Origin of the sequence: Fictibacillus enclensis (assembly GCF_001457035.1) — a bacterium.
GTDB lineage: Bacteria > Bacillota > Bacilli > Bacillales > Fictibacillaceae > Fictibacillus_C > Fictibacillus_C enclensis.
Window position 1 is genome coordinate 160,325 of sequence record NZ_KQ758621.1, and the last position, 24,156, is coordinate 184,480.

Annotated in this window: 26 protein-coding genes and 1 pseudogene; 10 read left to right on the forward strand and 17 right to left on the reverse strand. The window is 43.8% G+C overall.

All coding sequences use genetic code 11. The features are described 5' to 3' along the window. Positions 1 to 3: 3 nt before the first annotated feature. The 6 genes from AS030_RS20840 to AS030_RS20865 all read right to left on the reverse strand — a co-directional run bounded on the left by AS030_RS20840 (position 4) and on the right by AS030_RS20865 (position 6,121). Positions 4 to 1,068, reverse strand: a complete 1,065-nt coding sequence (locus AS030_RS20840) for a Gfo/Idh/MocA family protein (protein WP_061975332.1) — start codon at positions 1,066 to 1,068, stop codon at positions 4 to 6. 16 nt (positions 1,069 to 1,084) lie between these two features. Further along, positions 1,085 to 1,933: a sugar phosphate isomerase/epimerase family protein gene (locus tag AS030_RS20845; protein WP_061975333.1), complete on the reverse strand. Its 849-nt coding sequence runs from the start codon at positions 1,931 to 1,933 to the stop codon at positions 1,085 to 1,087. Between the two features lie 124 nt (positions 1,934 to 2,057). Then, positions 2,058 to 2,879 (reverse strand): sugar phosphate isomerase/epimerase family protein, encoded by an 822-nt coding sequence (locus AS030_RS20850; protein WP_061975335.1) that lies wholly within the window; start codon positions 2,877 to 2,879, stop codon positions 2,058 to 2,060. After that, positions 2,876 to 4,054 carry a dihydrodipicolinate synthase family protein gene (locus tag AS030_RS20855; protein WP_061975338.1) on the reverse strand — a complete coding sequence of 393 codons (1,179 nt, stop codon included), beginning with the start codon at positions 4,052 to 4,054 and terminating at the stop codon, positions 2,876 to 2,878. Before AS030_RS20855 ends, AS030_RS20850 begins: the two co-directional genes overlap by 4 nt. Next, the gene (locus AS030_RS20860; protein ID WP_061975340.1) at positions 4,026 to 5,219 is read right to left on the reverse strand and encodes a Gfo/Idh/MocA family protein; all 1,194 of its coding nucleotides are present in this window, start codon (positions 5,217 to 5,219) and stop codon (positions 4,026 to 4,028) included. Before AS030_RS20860 ends, AS030_RS20855 begins: the two co-directional genes overlap by 29 nt. Positions 5,220 to 5,311: 92 nt before the next feature. Next, a complete protein-coding gene (locus AS030_RS20865) occupies positions 5,312 to 6,121 on the reverse strand; it encodes a helix-turn-helix domain-containing protein (RefSeq protein WP_240482443.1) in 810 nt (269 codons plus the stop codon). A gap of 368 nt (positions 6,122 to 6,489) precedes the next feature. Between AS030_RS20865 and AS030_RS20870 the strand changes: the two genes are divergently transcribed. After that, positions 6,490 to 6,987 (forward strand): hypothetical protein, encoded by a 498-nt coding sequence (locus AS030_RS20870; RefSeq protein ID WP_061975342.1) that lies wholly within the window; start codon positions 6,490 to 6,492, stop codon positions 6,985 to 6,987. A 555-nt stretch (positions 6,988 to 7,542) separates the two neighbouring features. Beyond that, positions 7,543 to 8,046, forward strand: a complete 504-nt coding sequence (locus tag AS030_RS20875) for a GNAT family N-acetyltransferase (protein WP_061975344.1) — start codon at positions 7,543 to 7,545, stop codon at positions 8,044 to 8,046. A 20-nt stretch (positions 8,047 to 8,066) separates the two neighbouring features. Here the strand turns inward: AS030_RS20875 and AS030_RS20880 are convergent, their stop codons facing one another. The 8 genes from AS030_RS20880 to AS030_RS20915 form a co-directional block, all read right to left on the reverse strand. Beyond that, entirely contained in the window at positions 8,067 to 8,936 is an 870-nt protein-coding gene (locus AS030_RS20880) for a PhzF family phenazine biosynthesis protein (protein ID WP_061975346.1), read from the reverse strand. Between the two features lie 108 nt (positions 8,937 to 9,044). Continuing rightward, the gene (locus tag AS030_RS20885; RefSeq protein WP_061975348.1) at positions 9,045 to 10,097 is read right to left on the reverse strand and encodes a Gfo/Idh/MocA family protein; all 1,053 of its coding nucleotides are present in this window, start codon (positions 10,095 to 10,097) and stop codon (positions 9,045 to 9,047) included. After that, positions 10,098 to 11,198, reverse strand: coding sequence for a Gfo/Idh/MocA family protein (locus tag AS030_RS20890; protein WP_061975350.1), 1,101 nt, complete (start codon positions 11,196 to 11,198; stop codon positions 10,098 to 10,100). 19 nt (positions 11,199 to 11,217) lie between these two features. Beyond that, positions 11,218 to 12,039, reverse strand: coding sequence for a carbohydrate ABC transporter permease (locus AS030_RS20895; protein ID WP_061975352.1), 822 nt, complete (start codon positions 12,037 to 12,039; stop codon positions 11,218 to 11,220). Continuing rightward, positions 12,036 to 12,983: a carbohydrate ABC transporter permease gene (locus AS030_RS20900; protein ID WP_061975354.1), complete on the reverse strand. Its 948-nt coding sequence runs from the start codon at positions 12,981 to 12,983 to the stop codon at positions 12,036 to 12,038. The genes AS030_RS20895 and AS030_RS20900 overlap by 4 nt, the downstream gene beginning before the upstream one ends. A gap of 69 nt (positions 12,984 to 13,052) precedes the next feature. Continuing rightward, on the reverse strand, positions 13,053 to 14,348 hold the full coding sequence (locus AS030_RS20905) for an extracellular solute-binding protein (RefSeq protein WP_061975356.1): 1,296 nt from the start codon (positions 14,346 to 14,348) through the stop codon (positions 13,053 to 13,055). 33 nt (positions 14,349 to 14,381) lie between these two features. Further along, positions 14,382 to 15,146, reverse strand: a complete 765-nt coding sequence (locus tag AS030_RS20910; protein ID WP_061975358.1) for a sugar phosphate isomerase/epimerase family protein — start codon at positions 15,144 to 15,146, stop codon at positions 14,382 to 14,384. 122 nt (positions 15,147 to 15,268) lie between these two features. Further along, positions 15,269 to 16,279 (reverse strand): LacI family DNA-binding transcriptional regulator, encoded by a 1,011-nt coding sequence (locus tag AS030_RS20915; protein WP_061975360.1) that lies wholly within the window; start codon positions 16,277 to 16,279, stop codon positions 15,269 to 15,271. A 241-nt stretch (positions 16,280 to 16,520) separates the two neighbouring features. On the opposite strand from AS030_RS20915, the gene AS030_RS24875 reads away from it, so the two are divergent. Next, a complete protein-coding gene (locus AS030_RS24875) occupies positions 16,521 to 16,736 on the forward strand; it encodes an SDR family oxidoreductase (RefSeq protein ID WP_061975362.1) in 216 nt (71 codons plus the stop codon). Positions 16,737 to 16,934: 198 nt separating this feature from the next. Here AS030_RS24875 and galE read toward each other — a convergent pair whose 3' ends face one another. The 3 genes from galE to AS030_RS20935 all read right to left on the reverse strand — a co-directional run bounded on the left by galE (position 16,935) and on the right by AS030_RS20935 (position 19,048). Beyond that, entirely contained in the window at positions 16,935 to 17,960 is a 1,026-nt protein-coding gene (galE, locus tag AS030_RS20925) for a UDP-glucose 4-epimerase GalE (RefSeq protein ID WP_061975364.1), read from the reverse strand. 350 nt (positions 17,961 to 18,310) lie between these two features. Then, positions 18,311 to 18,739 carry an RrF2 family transcriptional regulator gene (locus AS030_RS20930; RefSeq protein ID WP_061975366.1) on the reverse strand — a complete coding sequence of 143 codons (429 nt, stop codon included), beginning with the start codon at positions 18,737 to 18,739 and terminating at the stop codon, positions 18,311 to 18,313. A 174-nt stretch (positions 18,740 to 18,913) separates the two neighbouring features. Beyond that, positions 18,914 to 19,048 carry a BA3454 family stress response protein gene (locus tag AS030_RS20935; RefSeq protein WP_061975368.1) on the reverse strand — a complete coding sequence of 45 codons (135 nt, stop codon included), beginning with the start codon at positions 19,046 to 19,048 and terminating at the stop codon, positions 18,914 to 18,916. 520 nt (positions 19,049 to 19,568) lie between these two features. Between AS030_RS20935 and AS030_RS23240 the strand changes: the two are divergent. The 7 genes and pseudogenes from AS030_RS23240 to AS030_RS20965 form a co-directional block, all read left to right on the forward strand. Then, positions 19,569 to 19,712 (forward strand): annotated as a pseudogene (locus AS030_RS23240) (thioredoxin family protein); the annotation flags it as partial. After that, complete coding sequence (locus AS030_RS20940) at positions 19,696 to 20,208, forward strand: DJ-1/PfpI family protein (protein ID WP_061975370.1); 513 nt, start codon at positions 19,696 to 19,698, stop codon at positions 20,206 to 20,208. The pseudogene AS030_RS23240 and the gene AS030_RS20940, both read left to right, overlap by 17 nt. A gap of 114 nt (positions 20,209 to 20,322) precedes the next feature. After that, on the forward strand, positions 20,323 to 20,835 hold the full coding sequence (locus AS030_RS20945) for a type 1 glutamine amidotransferase domain-containing protein (protein ID WP_061975373.1): 513 nt from the start codon (positions 20,323 to 20,325) through the stop codon (positions 20,833 to 20,835). Positions 20,836 to 20,933: 98 nt separating this feature from the next. Beyond that, on the forward strand, positions 20,934 to 21,650 hold the full coding sequence (locus AS030_RS20950) for an SDR family oxidoreductase (protein WP_061975375.1): 717 nt from the start codon (positions 20,934 to 20,936) through the stop codon (positions 21,648 to 21,650). 142 nt (positions 21,651 to 21,792) lie between these two features. After that, positions 21,793 to 22,698 (forward strand): aldo/keto reductase, encoded by a 906-nt coding sequence (locus AS030_RS20955; RefSeq protein ID WP_205728280.1) that lies wholly within the window; start codon positions 21,793 to 21,795, stop codon positions 22,696 to 22,698. A gap of 616 nt (positions 22,699 to 23,314) precedes the next feature. Further along, positions 23,315 to 23,665 carry a YkgJ family cysteine cluster protein gene (locus AS030_RS20960; RefSeq protein WP_061975379.1) on the forward strand — a complete coding sequence of 117 codons (351 nt, stop codon included), beginning with the start codon at positions 23,315 to 23,317 and terminating at the stop codon, positions 23,663 to 23,665. 12 nt (positions 23,666 to 23,677) lie between these two features. Continuing rightward, the coding region (locus AS030_RS20965; protein ID WP_141687135.1) for an aldo/keto reductase at positions 23,678 to 24,156 on the forward strand (479 nt) is incomplete at its 3' end.

Below are 24,156 nucleotides of genomic sequence, written 5' to 3' on the forward strand. Positions count from 1 at the left end.
TTGTCAGCCGGACAAGAGTGTGTTTTTCTTGGTATCCCGCTTTGTACCCAGGTCTACAGCTTTTCCTGTTTTGGAAGATTCGTAGATGGCTAGGATGACTTGGATGGCGGCTTTGCCGTCTTTTAGTGAGACGTAGGGTTCGGTGTCTGTTTGGATGGCCCGGATGAAGTCGGTGACGATGGTTTTGTGGCCTTCGCCGTACACGGAGTCGGGAAGGTTGCTTTGATCGGAGACCATCTTGCTTTCCTCCTTATGAAAGGAGGTGGAGAAGCGCCACTTTTCAATTTGGTTAGCCGCGTTACCGCCAATGCAGACGGTGCCGTTTTCTCCGAATAAATTCAAGCTTGCTCCGAGATCGGCGGGATAAATGGCACCTGTTCCTTCGACCACGCCGATGGATCCATCCTGGAATTCAAGAAGGGCGGTTCCGATGTCTTCCATTTCAATATCCACGGTTCGGGTTGCCGTTTTTCCCATCACGCTTTTGACCGGTCCCATCAGCCAGATCAGCAAGTCAATGGTATGGATGCACTGGTTCATCAAAACGCCGTCCTTCATGGCGGCCGTTCCACGCCAGGCATCCTGATCATAATATTCCTTGCCCCGACGCCAGCGGATGTTCGCCGTCCCGTAAGCCATTTTTCCAAACTTGCCTTCTTCCAGTGCTTTTCTTGTCGTTTGAACCGCCTCATTGAACCGGTTTTGATGAACGACTGTTGCTTTGACATGGTGTTTTTTCGCCGTTTCGATGATCCGGTCTGCATCACGAATCGATAATGCCATCGGTTTTTCGATCATGACATGCTTGCCCTTTTCCATTGCCTGGATGGCCATTTCTGCGTGAAGGGCATTCGGAGTGCATATATTGACCACATCGATAGCGGGATCATTGATCATTGCTCTGAAATCGACAAAGGCGGACACCGCTCCATAGTTTTGTGCAAAAGAATAAAGACGTTCCTCGTTGGTATCACAAACAGCAAGAAGCTTAGCTCCTTGCGCCTGTTGGATCGCTTCCGCATGAACGGCTGCCACCCTTCCGCATCCTGCAATCGCAAAATTGATCATTCGCTTCCTCCCGGTGTCAGAATTTCATGGTCGGACCAGAGGAGACCTGCTGTTCCAACTGCTTCATAAAATGAGCATATTGCTTAAACGCAATTTCCGGCTCTTCAATTTCTGGGCACCAGACCTTTTCCCACTCCAGCGTAAAATACCCCTCATAGGCTTGATCCTTCAGCAAACGATACATCCGGTAAAGTGGGATATCTCCCTCTCCAAGCAGACAAAGCTGATAGCCTCTCTTGTGCTCTGTTTTCACATAGGAATCCTTCCAGTGGGTATACCTGATTCTATCTCCCAATACGTTCCATGTTTGCTCCGGTTCCTCTCCGATCGTCCGGTACGGATGATGAACATCCCATAAAACCTCCATCTGAGGAGAATTCACCCGGCTAAGCAGCTCCTGCACGACCCGGCAGCTCGTCCAGTCATCGTGCGTTTCCAGCAGCAAAGTGACCGGCAGACCTTCGAAGACCTTCAAATACTCTGCCGTATTCCGAGCGGCAATGGTTATCGCTTCCTCTTTCTCACGGTCCCCAATCAAACCGCCGAACACCCGGATAAATGGGGTTCCAAAATACTCGCAAAGATCAGCATACTGTTTCAACTCTGCAAGGTACTCTTCTCGTTGCTCCGTTGATTCGGTAAATAAGCGGACCGAACTGGAAAAGCAGGGAATTTCAAGTGAAGCTTCCCTGAATCGGTCCCTTGTTACTTCCAGATTTGTCGAAAACTCGGGCAGCCGGTAGATTTCCATTTCTCCCAGATATCCGCGAAAGTCGATTCCCTGATAACCGTGCTGAACGGCACGCGAGATCATTGTTTCTAGATTCCAGTCCGGGCATCCAAGCGTGGTAAACGCCAATTTCATGAAATCACTCCCTGTATGCAATACTCCTTCCTCTTATGGTAAAAGGTCGGGAATCAGCATGCTTTGTTCATGTTGCTTCATTTACCGGGATTGATGACAGATGTTGCTATAATTTGTTGAAGAATTAGACATGCTGAGCAAATGCCTTTTTGATCAGCGCGAGATTTTCATCGCCAGGCATCTTCCACAGTTCCTTGTTCATAATTTCAACCTCAATCGGCCCGTGGTAGCCATTTTGTTCCACCGCCTTACGGATACGCGGGATATCAATGACTCCTTCTCCCATCAAGGAACGGCCCATAAACAGATCGGTGATCGGCACCTTCCAGTCAGAAACATGAAATCCAAGAATGTTCCCGTTGGCACGGTCGATTTCTTCATACAAATAGGGATCCCACCATACGTGAAACACATCTACAATAACGCCAACCTGTTCTGATCCGATTCTTCCTTTCAGGTCATTGGCTTCAGCAAGGGTGGTAATCACCGACCGGTCCGCCGCAAACATGGGATGCAGAGGCTCAATGCCAAGCTTCACTCCATGCTGCTGGGCAAACGGCAGGATCGCTTCGATTCCCTCCTGCACCCACTTGCGGCTTTCCGAGAGATCTTTATGAGGGGAAGGTCCGCATACAAGCACTAGCACCTCTGTGCCAAGCTCCGCTGCCTCTTCCACTGCGCGTTTGTTATCTTCAATCCGTTCGTTACGTTCTGATTGCGACAGGGCAGGAAACATTCCACCCCGGCATACACTGGACACGTTCAGGGCGGATTCCCGTATCAACCGGCTGCTCTCCTTCAATCCGATATCGGCGATTTTATGCCGCCAAATTGAAATCGTTTCAATCTCTTGCCTGAGGCAACCTTCAATCGCCTCGGGCAGTGACCAGTTTTCCGTTGTGATCTGGTTTAAGCTGAGCCTTTTCACATCCACAGCGCCGCTCATTTGACGGCCTCAATCTGATGAACACCGGCCAGTTGAAGCAAAGGCTTCATCCGTTCGATGGCGAGCTCAGGATCAGCGAGCACGTTCGCCTGGTCAGCGAGCTGGAACAATTGAGAGAGATGCAGGATGGAACGCGTACTTTCCGCACCAGCTACCATTCGGAAATGAGGCTGATGCCCATTGAGATACGCCAGAAACACGATGCCCGTCTTGTAACAGTACGTCGGTGCTTGGAAAATATGTCGGGAAAGGGGAACGGTCACATTCATCTTCTTCCGGTAGTCCGCCAAATTTCCGCTGTCCAAATCACCCAGAGCGGAGGAAGCAACAGACGCAATCCCGTCAAAAATGCCCAGCAAGGCATGACTATAGCCAACTTCGTCTCCCTCGATCAGAGATGGATAATTAAAATCATCACCGGTATACATTTTCACCGTAGCTGGCAGCAGCCGGCGCATTTTGATTTCTTTTTGGTCATCAAGCAATGAGATTTTGATCCCGTCGATCTTGTTTTCATAGTTTCGGATGATCGCCAGACAGTTTTCCATTGCTTCATCCAGGTCGCTGGATCCCCAGTAGCCGGCAAGCTTCGGATCAAACATATCTCCCAGCCAGTGAAGAATAACCGGCTTTGAAACTTGTTTCAGGATTCTTCCGTATACCAACTCATAGTCTTCAGGGGACCGGGCAGAGGCAGCCAGCGCGCGGCTGGCCATAAGGATCACCTGGCTTCCCGCCTGTTCAATATGAGCAACCTGCTCCTCGTAGGCTTCACAAATCGCTTCGAGCGAAAAATGGTCATCATCACGAAGATGATCGGTCCCGGCGCCACAGGCAATCCCTCCGCCAACCGCCTTCGCCTCGTTCACAGAGCGGGTGATAAGTTCCTTTGCGTCCTCCCATTGAAGGCCCATGCCGCGCTGCGCGGTGTCCATCGCTTCCGCCACCGAAAAGCCAAGTGACCATAAATGGCGCCGATAATGCAGGGTCAGCTCCCAATCGATAACATCCCTTTTACTCTGCGAGAAAGGATTGGCGACCACATGGGCTGCGGCATATGCGGTTCTTGAACGAAACGGGTCAGCCGTTGATTTTGATATTGGAAGTGGTTCCTTGTTTTTAAGATGATAGTGAAACGCGGTGCCATCAGGAGCTGGAAGATATATAGTGCTCATCCTTCACCCTCCCTGCTGTGGTCAATTCCGGCACATCAAGCCAGCGGCGTTCTTTGGCTGATTGCAGTCCGAGATCGGCAAGCTGCGTTCCTTTTGCTCCCTCTAACAGATCCCACGGGAACGGATCACCCTGGAAGACATGCTTGAAAAACAGTTCCCACTGCACCTTGAAAGCGTTGTCAAAAATCTGGTTATCTGGGACTTCGCTCCACTGGCTTTGAAAATCGATGGTATTCTCAAGGTCCGGGTTCCATACCGGTTTTGGCGTGTTGATTCGGTGCTGCGTTTTGCACTGGCGAAGCCCCGCCACCGCGCTTCCTTCCGTTCCGTCCACTTGAATGGTGAGGAGGTCATCCCGGTTGACCCTTACAGCCCAGGAAGAATTGACACTTGCAATCACGCCGTTTTCCAGCTCAAAGGTGGCGTACGCCGCATCATCTGCTGTGGCATTATATGTATTCCCCTCTTCATCCACCCGGGTCCCAATGTGTGTCGAAGTCACAGCCGACAAGGCTTTTATCCCGCCAAACAGGTCATCCAGCACATAGCGCCAGTGAGGGAACATATCCACGATAATGCCTCCGCCCAGCTCCTTCTTATAGTTCCATGACGGCCGCTGGCATTCTTGCCAGTCCCCCTCAAACACCCAGTAGCCAAACTCCATGCGCACCGAAAGGATTTCTCCAAAAAAGTTGGCATCCAGCAGGCGTTTGAGCTTCATGATGCCTGGAAGAAACAATTTATCCTGCACTACACCGTTTTTGACACCAGCCTCCTCTGCCATTCTAGCAAGCTCCAGGGAACCTTCCATTGAGGTGGCTGTCGGCTTCTCACAATAGATATGCTTTCCGGCAGCAATCGCCTGTTTGATCGCCTCCTGCCGACGGTCGGTCGTTTGGGAATCAAAATAGATCACGTTGTACTCGTCTTGCAGCGCTTCGGACAGATCAGTTGTCCATCGGCTGAGCGAATGAGCTTCGGCCAGAGCTGCCAGCTTCTTTTCATTTCGCCCGACCAATATCGGATCCGGCATCACCACATCACCGTTGTTCAGCTGCACACCGCCTTGTTCCCGAATGGCCAGAATGGAGCGGATCAAGTGCTGCCGGGTTCCCATTCTTCCTGTTACGCCGTTTAAAATGACACCTGCATTATGAGTCGTCATGGCTCTAACCTCCTCACTGATTTAACGTCAGTTTAAAGGCATAAGCTCATCCTGTCTTACTAGATAGCGAATGAAATTCTCAATTTCGGAACTCATTTTGATTTGTACGTCGTTCGGTAGACATTTGGAGAGACACCGACCATTTTTTTAAACAGCCGGTAAAACGTAGATAACGATTCAAAGCCCATCTCAAAACAGATCGATACAATATCCTTTTCTGTTTCAAGCAGCTCTTTCTTTACCCTCCCTATGCGGACTTCGGTTAAATACTGAAGAGGAGTCATGCTGTAGTATTCTTTGAAGATCTGTTGAAGGTAACGTTTGCTGATGCCGATCCGGTTCGCCAATTCCTCCGTACTGCGGATATCAAAGTACCTTGTTTCGATGTACCGCTTCAGCTGCTCCACCCTCAGCGAATTAAGGTCCGCCGCCTCCTGGGTGTAAGAGCGTGAAATGATGATCAGCATCTCGCTCAACGAGTTCTTGAGTGCCATTTGCCAAAAAAGATCACGGTGGGATTGTTCATACAGTTTTTTCCGGAGGAGCTGCCGAACATCACTGCTGTCGAACGTATTCAGCTGCAGCACACACGCTTTTCGAAAAACATGAGGAATAACCTCCTGCTGAATGTCCTCACCGAGTGTGGCTGCGTCAAACTCCAAAACAAGCACACTCGTTTTCGAATGGGAATGGATGGAGTGCTCCACTCCGGGCGGAATAATCATAAAACAATCCGTTTTAAGTGTGTTTTCCACGCCATCGAGCATGCAGATCCCTTCCCCATCCAAGATGTAGAGAATCTGATGGTTTTGATGATGATGGGGTTGGACCACGTCTTTTTCGTTGTGTTTACTTTCATATAGAGAAATGAGCGGGGAGCGTTTTTGAGTCTGCAGGTTCAATAAACCTCCTCCTTTTTTGCATAGTGGGTGGCCTGCTTACACGTTAGCAGTTTTTGTTATGGAGGGGAAGGTTGGTTTTAGGGCGTTACTCACGGTTTGATGGGCTTACTCACGGAAATTATGTATTACTCCGCATGTTTCATTGTTTACTGACAAAATGGAGGCGTTACACTTCGTTTTTATAGCTCCACTGACTAAATAAATCATTTTTAAAAAAGATGGTACAACCATGGCTGGCGCATCATCATATTTTTCAGTTTGGTACGCCACATATCTCTCTTATTTACAAAATAAATAGTTTCCCTCTTTTTAAACTGGGAAATAGACTATAAACTTTAAAATTAATATAAACTATAGGGTGATAAACGATGAAAGAAACAATGGAATCAATTTTGCCTTTCCTAAAAGAATATCTCTCAGTAATTGTGGCTATTTTAGCTTCTTTTTTCACTTATCTATTCGGTAGAAAAAAAGAGAATTATAGTTTTTATATTAACCAAGCAAAAGAAGGATTGGAAAATATAACTGGACCAATTTACTACAACCTTAAATACATATTAGAGATTGAAAATGATGAGCAAAAAATGAATCTTATATTAAAATGGTTCAGTAATACGCTCGCAGATGAAGCTCCTCTATATCAACTGGGCAACAAAAAAATCATCAATGATTTCCTTGAGCTTAAACAAGCATTTTATAAGGAAAACAAATTAAAGCTTACTGAAGACTTTCAAACTAAGTTAAGCAGTTTTTATAAAATAATAGAAGAACGTTATTGGACTACTTTCAATGCTCTTTATAGGGATTTTGACTTAATACCAGAATTCTTAATGCAGGTTTTACATATAGAGTTATCCTTGAGTTAGCAAAATATATGAAAAACTTTTTTCAATTTATTGTTTCCATCTGTATTGGAATTTTGCTATTTAACCTATACATAAAATTTTTGAATATGATAAATCTTGCTAATGACATCAACATTCTTTCTACAGATGTTCTTCTTATAACTTTTTCTGTTTTAATTTCTTGCTTCATGTTGTTGCTTTTTATTGATATCATACTCCCAGGAAAATTAAATCTTTTATTACAAAAAGTAGGGGATTTATTTATTAAAACAATAAAGTTTTTGTATACTTCTATTAAAAGTTTCTTGAGAATAAAACGTTAAACCCGGCAGGCATTCAAACCAAACTCCCCCTGGCACTTAGATCTCCTATATCTATACAAACATCTGACCATTGGAAAGCGAAAAATACCTAGTGAAGAAAATAGAGTCTTTGATGTTTGTAATGGATCGACTCTTTTAGTTGCTCCTTTTGGGTTAATAAATCATTATCAAAATAAAATAAATCAATTTAAAACTATATATGCCACCTAAGCTATTATAAGATGTACCTACACTATTCTCAGGAGGGTTCTGCATGTTAGTCGTTCGAACGGCGAAGGAATATGAATTTGAATTCCTTCAAGAACAAAGGATCAAAGCTTATTCACAGTATGAACAAGATGTACCTGCAGCGCATTTGCAGGTATTATTAAAGGCCATTTCTGCTGATGTGAGCACGGAGGAAGAAGTGGAGTATTTGGTCGCAGAATGGGGCGGGGAGATTGCTGGAAGTATCGTAGTATTCCCTCCAGAAACCGATGCCTATGATGGGCTGACTGGGATTTCAACTTTGCCGGAAATAAGAATGCTAGTGGTGGACCCTTCGTTCCGGAAGCGGGGGATTGGAAAAGCGCTCGTTGAAGAATGCCTTGTTAGAACCAAGGCCAAAGGATATCCTGCGGTCGGTCTCCATACGGCAGATTTTATGAAAAGTGCCGTTAAGCTTTATGAGCGAATGGGTTTCAAGCGGTTACCCGAACTGGACTTTTCTCCCCTTGACGATGGAATTGTAGTAAAGGCCTTTCAATATACCTTATAAAGTCTCGCGCACTAAAACACTTAACGTGTTTCTAGTGCGTTTCCTTTAATTCGAGTGCGGATTACTTTATTTTCTTTACTACATGTTTCAGAAACAATAATACTTGGCCGGTCCATAGCGACTCCCTGGATCACTCGATAACTGTTCCAACCCTCCGATAATGATGAAAACACGTTATGTTCGGTTAAATAGGCACCTAATGCACACGCAGCTACACCTGTTGCCGGATCTTCGTTATACCCGGCTCTTTTGGGAAATTGACGAGCTTGGACACTCTGCCCGTTGTTTTGTTCAATCGCAAAAGGGTAAAATCCAGTCGTGTTATATTCGTCACATAATTTCCAAAGGTATTCATAATCGGGTGTAAGACGATTAAGTGTTTCAACGCTTTTTAATGGAATGATTAATTTATAACGAGACGCAGAAACAGATTGAACAGGAAAGTCATGAATGTCATCCATTCCAATACCTAATGCTTTGCATACTTCTTCCTTTGAAGGGTTTTCGTCCTTAAATTCCGGGGAGAATTGTTCAACAGTAACGTCTACCTCCGATCCTTTTACTTCCCATTCCACTCTAACTGGCCCTAACAAGGTCTCCACCTGAAGCGGTGAGTGTTTGATCAATCCCCGTTTTACAAGAACAGTGGTGCTTCCAATTGTCGCATGAATACACATTTCCATCTCATGTAATGGAACAAAAAAACGAAACTTTACATCACAATCTGGACGAGTTGGTTTTAACACAAAGGCTGTTTCATGAGCAAAGTCCTTTGTCATCCTTTGCATTTCCTCTGTTGTTAAATCATCGGCATTTAACACAACGGGACATGGATTTCCTCCACCTTCTTCTAAAGAAAACACGTTGGTATGTACAACTTCGTAAGACATCTGCTTCCCCTCCATCCACTTTGTGATCCATTATAACATCAGCTTCTCCCCCCAAAAACAAAGACGACCCCGGAACCATACCGAGGTCATCCTATCATGAATACTCTATTAATGAGTAAGAGCTTTCCCCTCACTCACCCCAACCTTCACAATCTGCTTGGTCTGGTTCGACTCAATCGCAGCGAGGATGACATCCAGGGACTTCATGCCTTCTTCTCCCGTAATAAGCGGAATTTTTCCATTCAGGACAGCGTCCGTGAAATGGTCGATGACATGAGATTGGGTCTGTCCGCCTTTATCATTGGATTGGATTCTCTCCAGCTCGTAGTTGACGGTTTCGCCGGTTTTGTATTGAGCGACGAGGGAATAATTCGGATTATCTTCCAGACGTAGAATGCCTTTCTCACCGTAAATGATGGTTGAGTTGTCTCCGCCGGAAACATAGGACCAGCTTGCAGCCAGGGTGCCGATCACGCCTTTTTCGGTCTTTAAAATGCAGACTGCGTTGTCATCGACTTCTGTGTTTTCCTTCGCGCTAGTATCGATGAACGAGCCGACTTCGGTGATCTCACCGAGGAGGTAGCGCATGAGGTCGGTTTTATGTACGCCAAGGTCACCCATCGCGCCGATAAAAGCTTTTTCTTTGTCAAAGAACCAGCTGTTGCGGCCATCGATGCTCCACTGCTCCGGTCCAGGATGGCCGAAGGTGGTGCGGAAGCTGTAGATTTTTCCGAGCTCACCGCTGTCGATCAGTTGCTTGGCCTTCTGATGGGAAGCCACAAATCGTTGGTTATGAGCGATCATCAATGTTTTGCCGCTTTCCTGAGCCGCCTTGTTCATCTCTTCTGCTTCTTCCTTTGAAGTAGCCATTGGCTTCTCACAAAGCACGTGCTTGCCAGCATTTAGTGCCGCAATCGTTACAGGCGCATGCAGGTAGTTCGGCAGACACACGCTGACTGCATCAATATCCGGATTTTTCAAAAGTTCTTCATAATCGGTATAGCTGGCAGCTCCATACTTGCTTGCAGTTTCCTGCACCCGTTCTGGGAGAAGGTCGCAAACTGCTACAATCTCTACTTGTTCGTTTGCTTCATATTCTGGCAGATGGCGCTTTCTTGCGATACTGCCGCAGCCGATCACTCCAACTCGTAATGTGTTCATTTATTGGTTCCCTCCTGATACTAACGTTTCGTTTACGCCTGCCGGGCGGTTGTAAGTGCTCTGCATGTCATAATGCTTGCCAAGTGACGCCGCCTCGTGGAATCCGTGCATGATCTCCAGCACATGAAACGCTTGTTCACCTGAAGCTCGATGCGGCCGTTTTTCCAAGATCGCATCTGCCATATCAGCGATTCCTATTCCTCTTGAATTTTCCACTGTTTCAGACACAAGCTCCTGCTCCACCCACTCGTCAGATCCCTTTTGCTTCAACACGACAGGACCGCCGAATGTGTTTGGATCCGGAACGGAGATCGTTCCCTCCGTTCCATAAATCTCGATAAAAGGAAGCCGGCTCGCCTGCACGTCAAAGCTTGTGATGATCGTGCCAACGGCTCCGCTTTCAAACTCCACATTACCTGAAATATGTGTCGGTGTATGAACAGGGATTTTCTTGCCCGCATCTTCTCCTGACATAATCGTACGCTCCAAAAACGGCATGCCGGCAGACGCGGTTACGCGTTTTACCGGTCCGAGCATTGAAATAAAGGCGGTCAGATAGTAAGGGCCCATATCGTACATCGGTCCGCCGCCCGCCTGGTAAAAGAACGCCGGGCTCGGATGCCATTGCTCGGGTCCCCGTGACATCATGAAAGCCGTCGCCGCGACCGGCTGGCCGATGGCTCCGTCCTCAATCAAGGCACGGCATGTTTGCAGTCCTGCTCCAAGGAACGTATCCGGCGCAGCACCGATCAGCAGTCCTTTCTCGTTTGCCGTATCAATCAGTTCCTGAGCTTCCGGAACAGAAACCGAAAGCGGCTTTTCCACGTAAACATGCTTACCAGCGTTCAGCGCCTGCAGGCAAAGCGCATAATGACCGCCCGGAGGTGTCAGGTTCAGCACAATGTCAATATCTTCATGATGGATCAGTTCATCCACTGAAAGAACAGACGGAATGTTGTACTGCTGGGCCTTTTCTTCTGCCCGCTTCTGATCCAGATCGGATACAGCCACCACTTCCAGATGATCGTAACTGCTGCAGTTTTTCAAATAAATATCACTGATCACACCGCAGCCAATCAGTCCAATGTTAATCTTTTTCATGGTATCTCTCTCCTGTCTATTACTCTTTTACTGCTCCGCCCGCAAGTCCCTTGACCACTTTTTCCTGCGAGAAAATATAGACAACAAGAATCGGCAGGCTGGCCAATGTCAGTGCGGCCATCAAGCCCGGAATGTTGACAGAAAATTCGCCTTTAAAATCCTGCAATCCTAGCGGCAAGGTCATATTTTCAGGACTTGAAATGAGCACGAGAGCAAAGATAAATTCGTTCCATAGATGGATAAAGTTATAAATTAAAACGGTCATCAACGCCGGAGTCAGCATCGGCAGAATCACCCGCCAGAAAATGCCAAAATGGCTGCAGCCGTCAATCTTCGCCGCTTCCTCCAGTGAAGCCGGAATCTCCTGCATGAACTGCGTCAAAATAAAGATCGAAATCGGCAAGCTGAATGCGATATACGGCCCGAGCAGCGCCCAAACGGTGTCATACAATCCCATGCTTTGGGAAAGCTTAAAGACCGGGATCAAGGTGGCGTGAATCGGAAGCATCATGCCCGCAATAAACAGCAGGAACACCACGCGGTTCAGCTTAAATTTCATCCGGCTCAGCGGATAGCTGGCCAGCGCTGCAATCAGCATAACGGCAAACACGGCAATGACCGATACAAGAATACTATTGAAAAAATAACGAGACAGTCCCATTTCAAATACACTTTTGAAGTTTTCTAACGTAAAGGATGAAAACAGGGAATACGGCTTTTCAAAGAACTGCGTCCGGCTTTTTAAGCTGGTGGAGATCATGTAAAGAAAGGGATAGCCTGTGAACACCAGCAGAATAAGGGCAATCACATACAAAGGGACTTTTTTAATCGCTACATTCATACATAGGCTCCTTTCTTTTTCCGGTAATAATCAAGCGCCTGAATGATGATGGTCACTATCATAGCCAGGAAGAACATGACAAATGCGATGGCGCTGGCATAGCCCATGTTAAAGTTCACGAACGCCTGCTTGAACATGTACGTTCCGAGAAGCTCCGTACTGTGGTTCGGCCCTCCGCCGGTCATAACGTAGAAAATATCAAACGCCTTCAGCGATCCTACAATAGCGAGGATGGATGAGCTCACAATCGTTGGCATCAAGAGCGGCAAGGTGATACGGAAAAACTTCGTGAACGCGCTTGCCCCGTCGATCTCCGCCGCTTCATACAGCTCTTCCGGAATACCGACGATCGCTGCCTTAAAGAGAATCATGTAAAACGGAGAAAACTGCCAGACAATTACGAGCAAGACCGCAAACATGGCCGTATGGGTCTGGCTCAGCCATTCCACATTTTCAAAGCCAAACACACTCACAATCTGGTTGATGATCCCGTTTAATGGATCGAGCATCAATACCCATAGCAAACCGACTGCAACGGTGGAAATCAGGAACGGAAAAAAGTAAATTCCGCTGAACAGCCTGATGCCGCGAATCGGTGCCAATAGCATGAGTGCCATGATCAGCCCGAGCGGGATCTGAACAAAAATCGATGTCAGAATTACCCACGTATTGTTCGTAAGCGACGTCCAAAACACGTTATCACTCAGCAGGTTAATATAGTTCTGCAAACCCACATATTCACCGGCGCCGACCCCGTCCCACTTGTAAAAGCTGTAGAGCAGCGTCGTGAAGATCGGGTACAGCACATAAAGGATATAAACAATGATGGCCGGGGCCAGAAATAAGCTGATCGTAATGAATTTGTTCAATGACTTCTTCTTTGGCCGTGTTGCTGTTTGCGCCGCGGGTGTTGCCGTTCGTACTCCTTTTAATTGCGTTTCCACGTCATCCCTCCTCACGTTTTATGAAGGAAAGAATCAAAGGGGCTCTTTGCCCCTTTGATTCTCCGTCATTTACTCCTTCTTCAAGTCTTGCTTCGCTTTTTGCTCCATCTTTTTCGCTGCTTCCTGCGGTGTCATGTCGAGACCGAACACCGCTTGTGTAGTGTCTTTATGAAGCTCTGCAAGCTCTGGAGGAAGGGTTTGATCGTAAGGCATTTGAAGGTGTGTCGCATGACTTACAGCTTCATAGAAGCGTTTGCCCATTTCATCATTCGGAGCCACGCCATCCACTGAAGTTAAGGATCCTGTACGCTCCACATAGGCTTTTGCGGTTTCCGTACTAGTCATCTCTTTGGCAAGCTCAGTGGCCAGCTTCTGGTTTTTGCTGTTTTTCGCAACAGACCATACCGGAGCTGCTGCTGCGCCAAGGTTTGTTTGGTCACCTTTGCCGCCTTTAACGGTCGGGAAGATGAAGAAATCAAGCTTGCTCGCAAAATCAGGCGCTTCTTCTTTCATGTTGTTTACAAATGCAAGACTCATATCAATCATAGCCGCTTTGCCGGAATACACGAGCTGGCGACTTTGGCCTTCATCATACGAGATGCCGTTAAAGCCAGAGTTAAAGGCCTTCTTCTTCACCAATTCCTGTATCAGCTCTCCTGCCTTCACATACGCAGGATCATCAAAGGTTTTGCCCGTACGGTGGAACGCGCTGTCAAACAATTCAGGTCCGCCTACACGGCTCGCGAAGTTCATGAAATAATAAGCACCTGGCCATTTCGTCTTGTTAGCCAGCGCAAGAGGAATAATGTCATTCTTATTTAGTGTATCGATGACTTTCAGCCACTCATCATAGGTTTTCGGAGGGGTTAACCCGTATTTCTTGAAAATTTCTTTGTTGTAAAAGATCACGTCGACGGATAAGCCCAGCGGCAATCCGTATACTTTGTTGTCATACGTTGAATTGTCGAGCGCCAATTTGTTGAAATGCTCTTTATCGGTATCAGCTGAAATATCAAGCACCTTATCCTGGTCCACAAAGTTTTTGAGCCAGCCGCCGCCCCAGCTGGTAAACACGTCAGGCGCACGGTTGCCGGACATCGCAACAGAAAGCTTTTGCTTGTAAGCGTCGTTCGGAATCGTAAGGAATTTCACCTTTACATCTGGATGCTTTTTCTCAAAGCGTGCAACGGCTTCCTTATACACTTTCTCTTTTTCACCCGGATCAATCTGCCACAATTCCAGCGTCTTTTTCCCTTTGGAGCCTGAACCATCGGCAGATGATTCCTTCGATCCACCGCCATTTAACCCACATGCTGATAACAACAGTGCTGCCACAAGGCTTAACATCAACATTACTCTTTTCACAGCAATTCCCTCTTTTCTTGTTTTAAATGATGGTTATACCGTTATGTAGTTCTTGGTGAGGTATTGAAAACTCATTTCGATGCTCTCAAGCGGTGAACGGCGGCTTTGGTCCTGTTCAACGACCCACCATTCGACCTGGGAAGCTTCTCCTTTATTTAAAATCGCAGAAAGATCCACGCCGCCGGTGCCAAGCTCTGCGAAGAACTTCTCCCCGTCTGTGGTCATGTCTTTTAAATGAACGAGTGGTGTGCGTCCCTGATACCTTTCAAGCCATTTCACAGGATCTTCTCCCGCTTTCGTCAGCCAGTACACATCAAACTCTGCTTTTACCCAGTCATGATTGGTTTCTTCGAGCAGCACTTCAAGCGGCTTGCGTCCGTCAGACAATGGCTGAAGTTCGAAATCATGGTTATGGTACGCGAAGGACAAGCCTTCCTTGTCACAGGTTTCACCAACAGAATTCAGAATGGAAACGAGCTCGCGGTAATCCTGCTCGCTTCTTCGCTCAGGAGGCAGGAACGGACAGACAATGTGCTTGTTGCCAATTGCATGCTGATACTCAATAACAGAGCTCAGTTCAGATTCCAATGTAATCAATGGGACATGGCTGGATGCAGCTTTTAATCCAAGATCATCGAGCACCTTCTTTAATTCAGTGGCCTCCAGCCCGCCATATCCTGCAAACTCTACGCCTTCATAGCCGATTTCCGCTACTTTTTTCAGTGTTCCTGTGAAATCTTTCTCTGTTTCATTGCGCAGCGTGAACATCTGCAGCGCAACGGGTATGCGTTTGGACATAAACAACCTCTCCTTTTTGATATAGTGCATATTTTAAAATGTAATCGGTTTCATTTTTCATTGTTGCTAGCCCCCTAAAATAAAGGGGTTCTTAAGTCTGTAAAATGTAACCCATTACATGACTAACCGAGTTTTTTCTGATTTGCTCCGCAGGACTCCCGGATTACAAGCTCATTTTGAAGCACGTATTGTTTCTTGCTCGTTTCATCCCCGTTGATCTGCTGAAGCAGCAGCTCCATTGCTTTGCTTCCCATTTCAAACATCGGCTGGGCGATCGTCGTAATGCCCGGGTCATAAATTGCGGAGAGCTTGACGTTATCAAATCCCACAACCGCTAGATCTTCAGGAACTGAGAGACCATGATCCTTCGCCGCTTTAATGATGCCTGTAGCCATTTCATCATTGGCCGAAAACACCGCAGTTGGCGGATGTTCCAGCGCCAGCAGCTTGGTCATCTGGTTGTACCCTGATTCATGGGAAAAATCGCCCTCCTGGATCAGGATGTTGTCAACATCCAGGTCATTTTGCAATAGCGCCTGACGGTACCCTTTCAGGCGGTCCTGACTGACCAGCAGATGAAGCGGACCGGTAATATGAGCGATTCGGGAATGGCCGAGCTTGATCAGATGCTCGGTTGCCGTCCGGCCGCTGCTTACATTATCAATAGTCACCGTCGGAATGGGAATGCCTTCCAGATAGTCTGCAGTGAGAACAACCGGATACTGTTTCATCACTTCTGATAAGACGCCTTTATCCATCCGGGCTGACAGCAAAATCATGCCGTCCGCCTGGCGCTGTCTCAAATGGTCAAGATACTCATACTCCTTTTCCACCTGCCTGTTCGTATTGGCGAGAATTACACGGTACCCATGCATCCCGGCTTCATGTTCAATTCCGCCAAGAATATGGGAAAACACCGTATTCATGATGTTCGGAATCACGACAAGAATCGTATTCGTTTCACTGCGCCTGAAATGCCGCGCCAATATGTTCGGCTGGTAATTCAACTGCTCAATGATCGCCAGCACCTTATCCCGCGTTGCTTTTTTCACGGTTTCCGGATTTCTCAAAACCCGTGAAACCGTCGCTTTTGAAACATTCGCCTTATCTGCCACATCGCTCATTTTTACCATTGGTGCATCCCCTATACTCATGAAATGATTTCTGCTAGATGTAAAATGTAATCGGTTACATTTAGTATAACTTTTATTGTCAGAATTGCAAGATAAATTTAATAAATTGTCTAATAAAAAAATAACCTGATATGCCTCAAGGGCAATTAGGTCCTCTTTTTGTACTGCATTTGTTCAAAATCCATCGTTATTTGGGCTGAACATAGGATAAAAGAATTTCTTTTAATATCTTTTGCTGAGTATGCGGAAAGATATCATCCACGATATATGTGATGGGCAATTTAAGCGCGATGTTATTTCCAGATGTGTGGTACAGCACTTTTTATCACAAATCGCTTTACCAAACTTGGGAACCGCGAAGGAAGTTGCGACGGCCGTTTTATTCCTTGCTTCAGACAAAGCGGGCCATATTACCGGAATTGAACTGCCGGTTGACGGTGGAGTAACCGCAAAATAGGGAGAGAATAAAATGGGAAGGGTACAGTCGAGGTGAACATTATATCCGCATTCCAACATGCCTGACTTTATACAATCTGCTACTCTTTAATATAGAAGGAAAGACTTGTCCTTATTTTTTGCTGGACAAGTCTTTCCTATTGAAAAACCTTTGCTTATACAAAGTCATATTATGTCGATTTTAGTCTTAAAAAGATTATTATTGTAACACCTTACCCCTGAAACCATTTACATTGTTCTTCTGCCAATTCCATGCATCACGGCACATCTCATGTATATCTTTCTCTGCCTTCCATCCCAATTCACTTTTGGCCTTTGATGGGTCTGCATAACTGATCGCCACATCTCCCGGCCGGCGGTCTGTAACATCAAATGGGATTTTTACGCCAACCACTTGTTCAAAGGCGTGCAGAACTTGAAGGACACTATAGCCATTACCGGTCCCAAGATTGTAAGCTTCAATACCTTTACTGTTTAAAACTTTAGCCAAAGCTTTTAAGTGGCCTTTCGCCAGATCCACGACATGGATGTAGTCTCTCACGCCCGTACCGTCAACTGTCTCATAGTTATCGCCGAACACTTGGAGCTTAGGCAGTTTTCCAACTGCAACTTGAGTAATATACGGAATTAAATTATTGGGTGTTCCATTGGGATCTTCTCCGATTTTCCCACTTTCATGAGCACCAATAGGATTAAAATACCGCAGCAACGAAATGCTCCATTCTCTATCAGACACACAAAGATCTCGAAGTATCTCCTCAATCATTAACTTAGTGCGTCCGTACGGATTGGTGGCATCGAGAGGTGCTCCTTCGGAGATCGGGACCTGATCTGTCAGACCATAAACTGTGGCTGATGAACTGAAAACCAGATTTTTTACGCCAAATTGCTGCATGACTTCACAAAGCACCAACGTTCCGGCTACATTATTATAATAGTAGAAAAGCGGTTTAGATACGGATTCACCAACCGCTTTTAGGCCAGCAAAATGAATAACTGCTTCAATCGAATGATCCGTAAATACTCTCATTACTTCATTTTTATCTAATAAATCCACCTGTTCAAAAACAAAAGACTTTCCGGTTATCTCACGGACCTGTTCTAATGATTCAATGTGGCTGTTTGATAAGTTATCCAATACAACAATTTCATATCCTGCATTCAATAGCTCGATACAGGTATGACTGCCGATAAAACCTGAACCGCCAGTGACTAAAATGGCCATAATTGTCCCCCATCTACCTTTATTCGATAAAAATAACATTTTGTTCTTATATAAAATTATAACACATCTTATGGAACAGGTTTCAAATAAAAGAAGTAAATGTAAATTATATCGGACAAATTCACTACTAATACAGGTTCACAGCCATAAAAAAAGCCTGAAGGTCTGTCATCCTCCAGGCTCACTAGGGGGTCTTGCTTGTCATGGGGGGCAAGCAAGTAAAAGGGTTATATATGTTATTCCCAAATTATGCAGGAAATAAACGGGTTAATTGGTGGCTCGATGCCACATCCTTTATAAGATTTTGAGGACCTGCCAATCCAATCATCATAACGTGCAATTAACGGCCATCAATCACAGCTGCTATTTTGTTCTTGATTTACAAGATCGATAACTTCTTTAATTGTATAGTTCTTTAAAAATTCACCCAAATGTTCTTCCGCACCTAAGAAAATTGTAAATAATACTCTTTTCATATTCGCGCCCACAATACAATTTTTATTTGAATCAGGACACTTAGGCTGCAGAGCACCTTCAGAGGTTATCCTATATATATCCCAAAGATTAACTTCACTAAGGTCTAGAGTAAAAATAAATCCGCCGCCGGTTCCTTCTTTTGATTTTATAAATCCATGTTTTTTTAACAAGCTTAACACTTTACGAATGCGTACCGGGTGGACACCGGCACTCTCTGAGATAGCATCACTTGTTGACATCCGGTCTCGCTGCAACGCAAGAAAAGTTAAACTATGAATGGCAAGCGTAAAATCACTATTCATTGCCCTACCCCCTAAGAAATAAAAACCTTTTAATATACAGTTAACCTTTTCACCTTTTAACAATTATAATATAATGTAATATTAAATATTACAGTTTAGCTTGTCAAGCAATTATGGAAACCGCTGTCGCCACTTTTGCTAATGAAAAAGCAATTCGATGCCTTGTATAGACATTTAAATATCCCATTGTTTTTTGACTTGTTGTTCTGCTATTTTTTTAATTTTTTTCCATGTCATTTCTTTATTTACAATAACATTGGTTTGATAATTTCTATCTAAAAAATTAACTGTAACGAATACTTCAATCATCGTTTTCCTTCCTCCTTTGAACGTTTTTCCACGTCCGAGTCATCATCTTTAATATTCATTAAGCGCATGTAATACAATATTTAAGCTCGTTTCCTCCAGCTATACTGTAAATTTAATCATTACAGTTCATGGGGCCAACTGTAAATTAATGGATTAAATAAAAGTGACTAAATAAATGGAGTTATCGGCTTCTACTTCTTTGCTCATGGATTCGGCATCAAAAATCTGCTTCAGGTGAAATACGAAAATAAGATGAGAACTTTTATCATAGTATACCCACTAAGGATGGAATTTGAGAATATCAAGTTAATTTTTCTTGACTTCACAAACTGTAAACATTAAAATTACAGTAATTCCTTTTGAACAGGAAGCAATCAATTTGGAAAGTGGCTTTTAAAATAGATTAGTTTGTTAGGGACATTTACCAGACCATTAACTGCAAACTAAGCAAACTGTAACTTTTTTAATTACATTAAACCACTTTCATTAAACTTATAAGAATGAACTGGAGGATATCATAATGGCTATCTCACACGTAACAGATCAAACATTTAGCACTGAAATGAAAGAGGGATTAGTTTTAGTGGATTTTTGGGCACCATGGTGTGGTCCTTGTAAAATGATTGCACCTGTATTGGAGGAAATCGATGGTGAAATGGGTGACAACACCGCCAGAACGTTTTAATGAAGATGAGTTATTCAAACCAAAAGAAGAACTTGAAAATGCAGGAGTCGAAGTAACCATTGCCAGCACCGTGGCAGGTGAAATTACTGGTGACTATGATGGAAAAGCAACTGCTTCTGTTATCTTTTCGGACGTATCGCCCACAGAATTTGATGTTGTTTCAGTCATTGGAGGATCTGGTACAAATGATCATCTATGGGGAGATCAAAAATTACAAGGCTTTTTGAAGCAAGCTTACAATGAGAAAGTTCTTGTAACAGGAATTTGTGCAGGGGCTGTTACAGTTGCTAAAACTGGTTTGCTTTCTGGAAGAGAAGCAACTTGCTATCCAGTAGATGTTCAAAAGAACGAATTGATAGCTGTTGACGTTAACTATGTTGAACAACATGTTGTTGCATACGATGATATTATTACTGGCGATGGTCCACAAGGGGCCAAAGAATTTGGAAAAGCCCTTGTTAAAGCATTACGTTAGTTACATTTTAGTTGGATAGAGAGTGGTTCGGAAGTAAATTTCGAGCCCACCTCTTCCATTAATTATTAGCATTTTTTTGAGAAAGTTTTTGCGATTACAAGGAGGGTTTTTAGATTGGACAAAAAAATTGCTACACTTATCACCAATTTATTTGAGGATGTTGAATTTACAGAACCTGCAGAAGCATTCAAAGAAGCTGGTCATCAAGTAATTACAATTGATAAAGATGCAGGAAATGAAGTCACTGGTAAAAAAGGCGCGACCGTAAAAATTGATAAAGCCATTGATGAGGTTAATCCTGCAGACTTTGATGCTTTGCTTATTCCAGGTGGTTTCTCCCCTGATTTACTTCGTGAAGATGACCGCTTTGGTCAATTCGCAAAAGAATTTATCCAAGAAGGCAAACCTGTTTTTGCCATTTGCCATGGACCACAAGTATTGATCGATACAGACCTGTTAAAAGGCGTCGACATAACTGGTTTCAAATCTATTCGTAATGATTTAAAAAATGCAGGGGCTCACTACAAAGATGAAGAAGTTGTGGTAAGCAATAATATTGTGACTAGCCGTTTTCCAAATGATATCCCGGCATTCAATCGTGAGGCGCTAAAACTGTTAGCAAAATAAAATAATGTAGCGTTGGTTTATATTATTTCACCAAAAATAGTATGTAATTTTGTTTTCAGATACAACCTAAAAAGAATTTTTCTAGGAGGGTTCATACAATGTCATTAAAAGGAAAACGTGTAGTCGTAATAGGAGGTACTTCTGGTATCGGATTATCCACAGCAAAGGCATTTCTTGATGAATCTGCTCAAGTCATTATTGCAAGTCGTTCAGAGGCAAAACTATCGGATGCAAAGAATGTACTCGGTGGTAATGTGGAAGGATACAATATTGATTTTCGCAGTGAAGAAAAACTAGCTGACTTTTTTAAAATGGTAGGTAATTTTGATCACCTTGTCGTTACGGCAGGTGAAGGTGCAATGGGTCATTTTAGTGACTTACCTGTTGCGGATGTTAGAGAAGCGTTTGATAGTAAGTTTTGGGGGCAATACTCAACCGTTCGTGCTGCTATTCCGTACTTAAATGATACCAGTTCTATCACATTGACCTCTGGTGTTTATGGAATCCGTCCGCCACAGGGGGCAACTACACTTGCTTCGATCAATTCAGCGATCGATGGCTTGGTTAGAGGGCTTTCAGTAGACCTGGCCCCTATACGGGTAAATGTTGTTTCACCTGGTATCGTAGACACCCCACTCTACGGAGGGATGCCTGACGAGCAAAGACAAAATTTATACAGCAACATTGCACAGCAGCTACCTGTTAATCGCGTGGCACAGCCTGAAGACATTGCAGAGGCCTACGTGTACTTAGTGAAAAATGGTTTTACAACCGGTACTGCTCTTCTTATTGATGGAGGAGCACATTTGGTGTAAGTGAGCATTAATATGTTATTTTTGTGGCTATACTACAACATGTTTAGCCACATTTTTTTAAAAAATTATAATCCAGTTTTTCAATAAATGGTAATAAAGGAATTGTCGTTCAAGAAAAACAAGGTGAGTTTTGAAAGGAATGATGAAATTGAGTTTACATGACCATGAAAAAATATTGAGAATGAAGCATTCACTTGAAAAACGTATCGTAACTTTAGCTGATGGAACCTTTCTTCCAAGTATTGGTCAAGGAACATGGTACATGGGTGAAAATCCTCAAATGAAAAACAAAGAAATCAAAGCTTTGCAATTTGGAATAGAACTAGGCATGAAGCTAATCGATACGGCTGAAATGTACGGAAATGGCGATTCCGAACGTTTGGTTGGTGAGGCAATCAAGGGGCGTAGAGATAAAGTTTTTTTAGTATCGAAAGTATATCCTCATCATTCCGGCTTAGATTTGATTGAAAGCGCATGTGAAAATAGTCTAAAACGATTAGGAACAGATTATCTTGATTTGTATCTTTTACACTGGAGAGGCCGTGTTCCTTTGGCAGAAACGATTGAAGGAATGGAGAAACTGCGCAAGGATGGTAAAATTGCAAGATGGGGAGTTTCTAATTTTGATACGGAAGATATGATTGAGTTGTGGAATACCCCTAACGGAAAAAAATGTGTGACAAATCAAGTGTTATATCATCTGGGTTCTAGAGGAATTGATTATGATCTCCTGCCCTGGCATCATGAACATAAAATGCCAATTATGGCCTATAGTCCCCTGGCCCAGGGAGGAAGCTTAAGAAGACAATTACTAAGCGATCCAACCATCATTGAGATTGCGGAAAAATACAATATGCAACCATTACAAATTGCTCTTGCGTGGACCATTCGTTCGAACAACGTAATTGCTATCCCAAAAGCTGTTAAGGAAGAACATGTTTTAGCCAATGCTCAAGCTGCTACGATTCAATTGACCATAGAAGATCTGAACAGACTTGACGAGGTATTTCCAAAACCAACAAGAAAAACACCTTTGGATATTATATAAAATGAATGGGGACAAAGGATATGTACTCTTTGCCTCCTTTAAATATCCATGATAATCTTCATATTCTAGAAGAACTTCATCATAATTATAGTACCCATCATTCGTGTAGGCTCCTTCCACTACAGCCTGTCCGCACTTTGGGCAGTATAGGCTGTCTCTTTGCCAAGAAAATTCTTGGCCACAATAAATAAAGACTTCCATATCTATCGCCTCCTAAGAGAAAGAAAGAATTTACCTTACACCTATAATATAAAAAGAGGGGAATTTCGTTTCAACTAAAAAAAACCATTCTTCTTCGTATGTATTGATTTATTTTTGGCTATATTGCAGCAAGCAGGATTTAGCCTTGATATGAAAAAGAAACTTGCTGATTAGACAGGTTTTTCTTTTATATCTTAAAAAACTAATTATTGAGAATAATCTGAATTTATGTTATAATACATTTAAAGAATGGCCTCTTACCTTCTTGCCCTAAGTCTAAGATTTCATATGAAACTAAGTTTTTTCTTCGATAAAAGATTTTTTAAAGCCTCGCATTTTTGCGAGGCTTTTTCATATGTTAATTACACTACTAATCTAACAGGAATGATAAAAATATTTATTAAGGAGTGTAAATATGGAGACATTACCATGTCAAGGTTGTAAAGGGTTATGTTGCGGTCCTGTTCCTGTCAGTGTAGGCGAAGTTAAGATTATAAAAAAGAAAATAAAATCCATGCCTATTAAAGTACGTTTAGATTTAGAGAATCAAAGCAGATATTATGGAACATGTATTTTTTATGATTTAGATAAAGATAGATGTGGCATACACTCCGTAAGACCAGAAATTTGCCGTAAGTTTGGATATTACAAAGAATTGGTTTGTTTTCGAAAACCAGAGTTAGCGACAAAGAGCTTAAATAAATTTGTTGAAGGAAAGCATGCAGGAATTTTAACGTTGGATATTACCTGGGAAGACTTTAGATAGGGGGATATATCAATGAAAAAACGAGCACTTGGTGAAAACGGTCCTTTGGTTTCTGAGATTGGTCTCGGTTGTATGGGGATGTCATGGCTATATGGTAAAACTGATCGAAACGAAAGTATTGCAACAATCCATGCGGCACTTGAGGAAGGCATTACACTCTTTGATACAGGGGATTTCTATGGCGATGGACACAATGAATTACTTCTACGTGAAGCATTCCAAGGAATCCAACGGGAAAATGTGTTTATTTCAGTAAAATTCGATGGCAAGCTACACTCTCAGGGCAAGAGTCATCCAAAGAGTGATAACCACCCTAATACAGTAAAGAATTTCCTTGAGGATACCCTACTGCGCCTAGGTGTTGAATACATCGATCTTTATCAACCTGGCACAGCCTGCATCGATCCAAGCGTTCCAATTGAAGAAACGGTTGGTGCAATTGCCGATATGGTAAAGAAGGGATATGTGCGTTACATTGGTCTTTCTGAAGT

Excerpts from the sequence above, each read along its gene's own strand:
- AS030_RS20840 (WP_061975332.1), bottom strand. The coding sequence starts at position 1,068 with ATGATCAATTTTGCGATTGCAGGATGCGGAAGGGTGGCAGCCGTTCAT.
- AS030_RS20845 (WP_061975333.1), bottom strand. The coding sequence starts at position 1,933 with ATGAAATTGGCGTTTACCACGCTTGGATGCCCGGACTGGAATCTAGAA.
- AS030_RS20850 (WP_061975335.1), bottom strand. The coding sequence starts at position 2,879 with ATGAGCGGCGCTGTGGATGTGAAAAGGCTCAGCTTAAACCAGATCACA.
- AS030_RS20855 (WP_061975338.1), bottom strand. The coding sequence starts at position 4,054 with ATGAGCACTATATATCTTCCAGCTCCTGATGGCACCGCGTTTCACTAT.
- AS030_RS20860 (WP_061975340.1), bottom strand. The coding sequence starts at position 5,219 with ATGACGACTCATAATGCAGGTGTCATTTTAAACGGCGTAACAGGAAGA.
- AS030_RS20870 (WP_061975342.1), top strand. The coding sequence starts at position 6,490 with ATGAAAGAAACAATGGAATCAATTTTGCCTTTCCTAAAAGAATATCTC.
- AS030_RS20875 (WP_061975344.1), top strand. The coding sequence starts at position 7,543 with ATGTTAGTCGTTCGAACGGCGAAGGAATATGAATTTGAATTCCTTCAA.
- AS030_RS20880 (WP_061975346.1), bottom strand. The coding sequence starts at position 8,936 with ATGTCTTACGAAGTTGTACATACCAACGTGTTTTCTTTAGAAGAAGGT.
- AS030_RS20885 (WP_061975348.1), bottom strand. The coding sequence starts at position 10,097 with ATGAACACATTACGAGTTGGAGTGATCGGCTGCGGCAGTATCGCAAGA.
- AS030_RS20890 (WP_061975350.1), bottom strand. The coding sequence starts at position 11,198 with ATGAAAAAGATTAACATTGGACTGATTGGCTGCGGTGTGATCAGTGAT.
- AS030_RS20895 (WP_061975352.1), bottom strand. The coding sequence starts at position 12,039 with ATGAATGTAGCGATTAAAAAAGTCCCTTTGTATGTGATTGCCCTTATT.
- AS030_RS20910 (WP_061975358.1), bottom strand. The coding sequence starts at position 15,146 with ATGTCCAAACGCATACCCGTTGCGCTGCAGATGTTCACGCTGCGCAAT.
- AS030_RS20915 (WP_061975360.1), bottom strand. The coding sequence starts at position 16,279 with ATGGTAAAAATGAGCGATGTGGCAGATAAGGCGAATGTTTCAAAAGCG.
- AS030_RS24875 (WP_061975362.1), top strand. The coding sequence starts at position 16,521 with ATGCGGAAAGATATCATCCACGATATATGTGATGGGCAATTTAAGCGC.
- galE (WP_061975364.1), bottom strand. The coding sequence starts at position 17,960 with ATGGCCATTTTAGTCACTGGCGGTTCAGGTTTTATCGGCAGTCATACC.
- AS030_RS20930 (WP_061975366.1), bottom strand. The coding sequence starts at position 18,739 with ATGAATAGTGATTTTACGCTTGCCATTCATAGTTTAACTTTTCTTGCG.
- AS030_RS20935 (WP_061975368.1), bottom strand. The coding sequence starts at position 19,048 with ATGATTGAAGTATTCGTTACAGTTAATTTTTTAGATAGAAATTATCAA.
- AS030_RS20940 (WP_061975370.1), top strand. The coding sequence starts at position 19,696 with ATGGTGAAATGGGTGACAACACCGCCAGAACGTTTTAATGAAGATGAG.
- AS030_RS20950 (WP_061975375.1), top strand. The coding sequence starts at position 20,934 with ATGTCATTAAAAGGAAAACGTGTAGTCGTAATAGGAGGTACTTCTGGT.
- AS030_RS20955 (WP_205728280.1), top strand. The coding sequence starts at position 21,793 with ATGAAATTGAGTTTACATGACCATGAAAAAATATTGAGAATGAAGCAT.
- AS030_RS20960 (WP_061975379.1), top strand. The coding sequence starts at position 23,315 with ATGGAGACATTACCATGTCAAGGTTGTAAAGGGTTATGTTGCGGTCCT.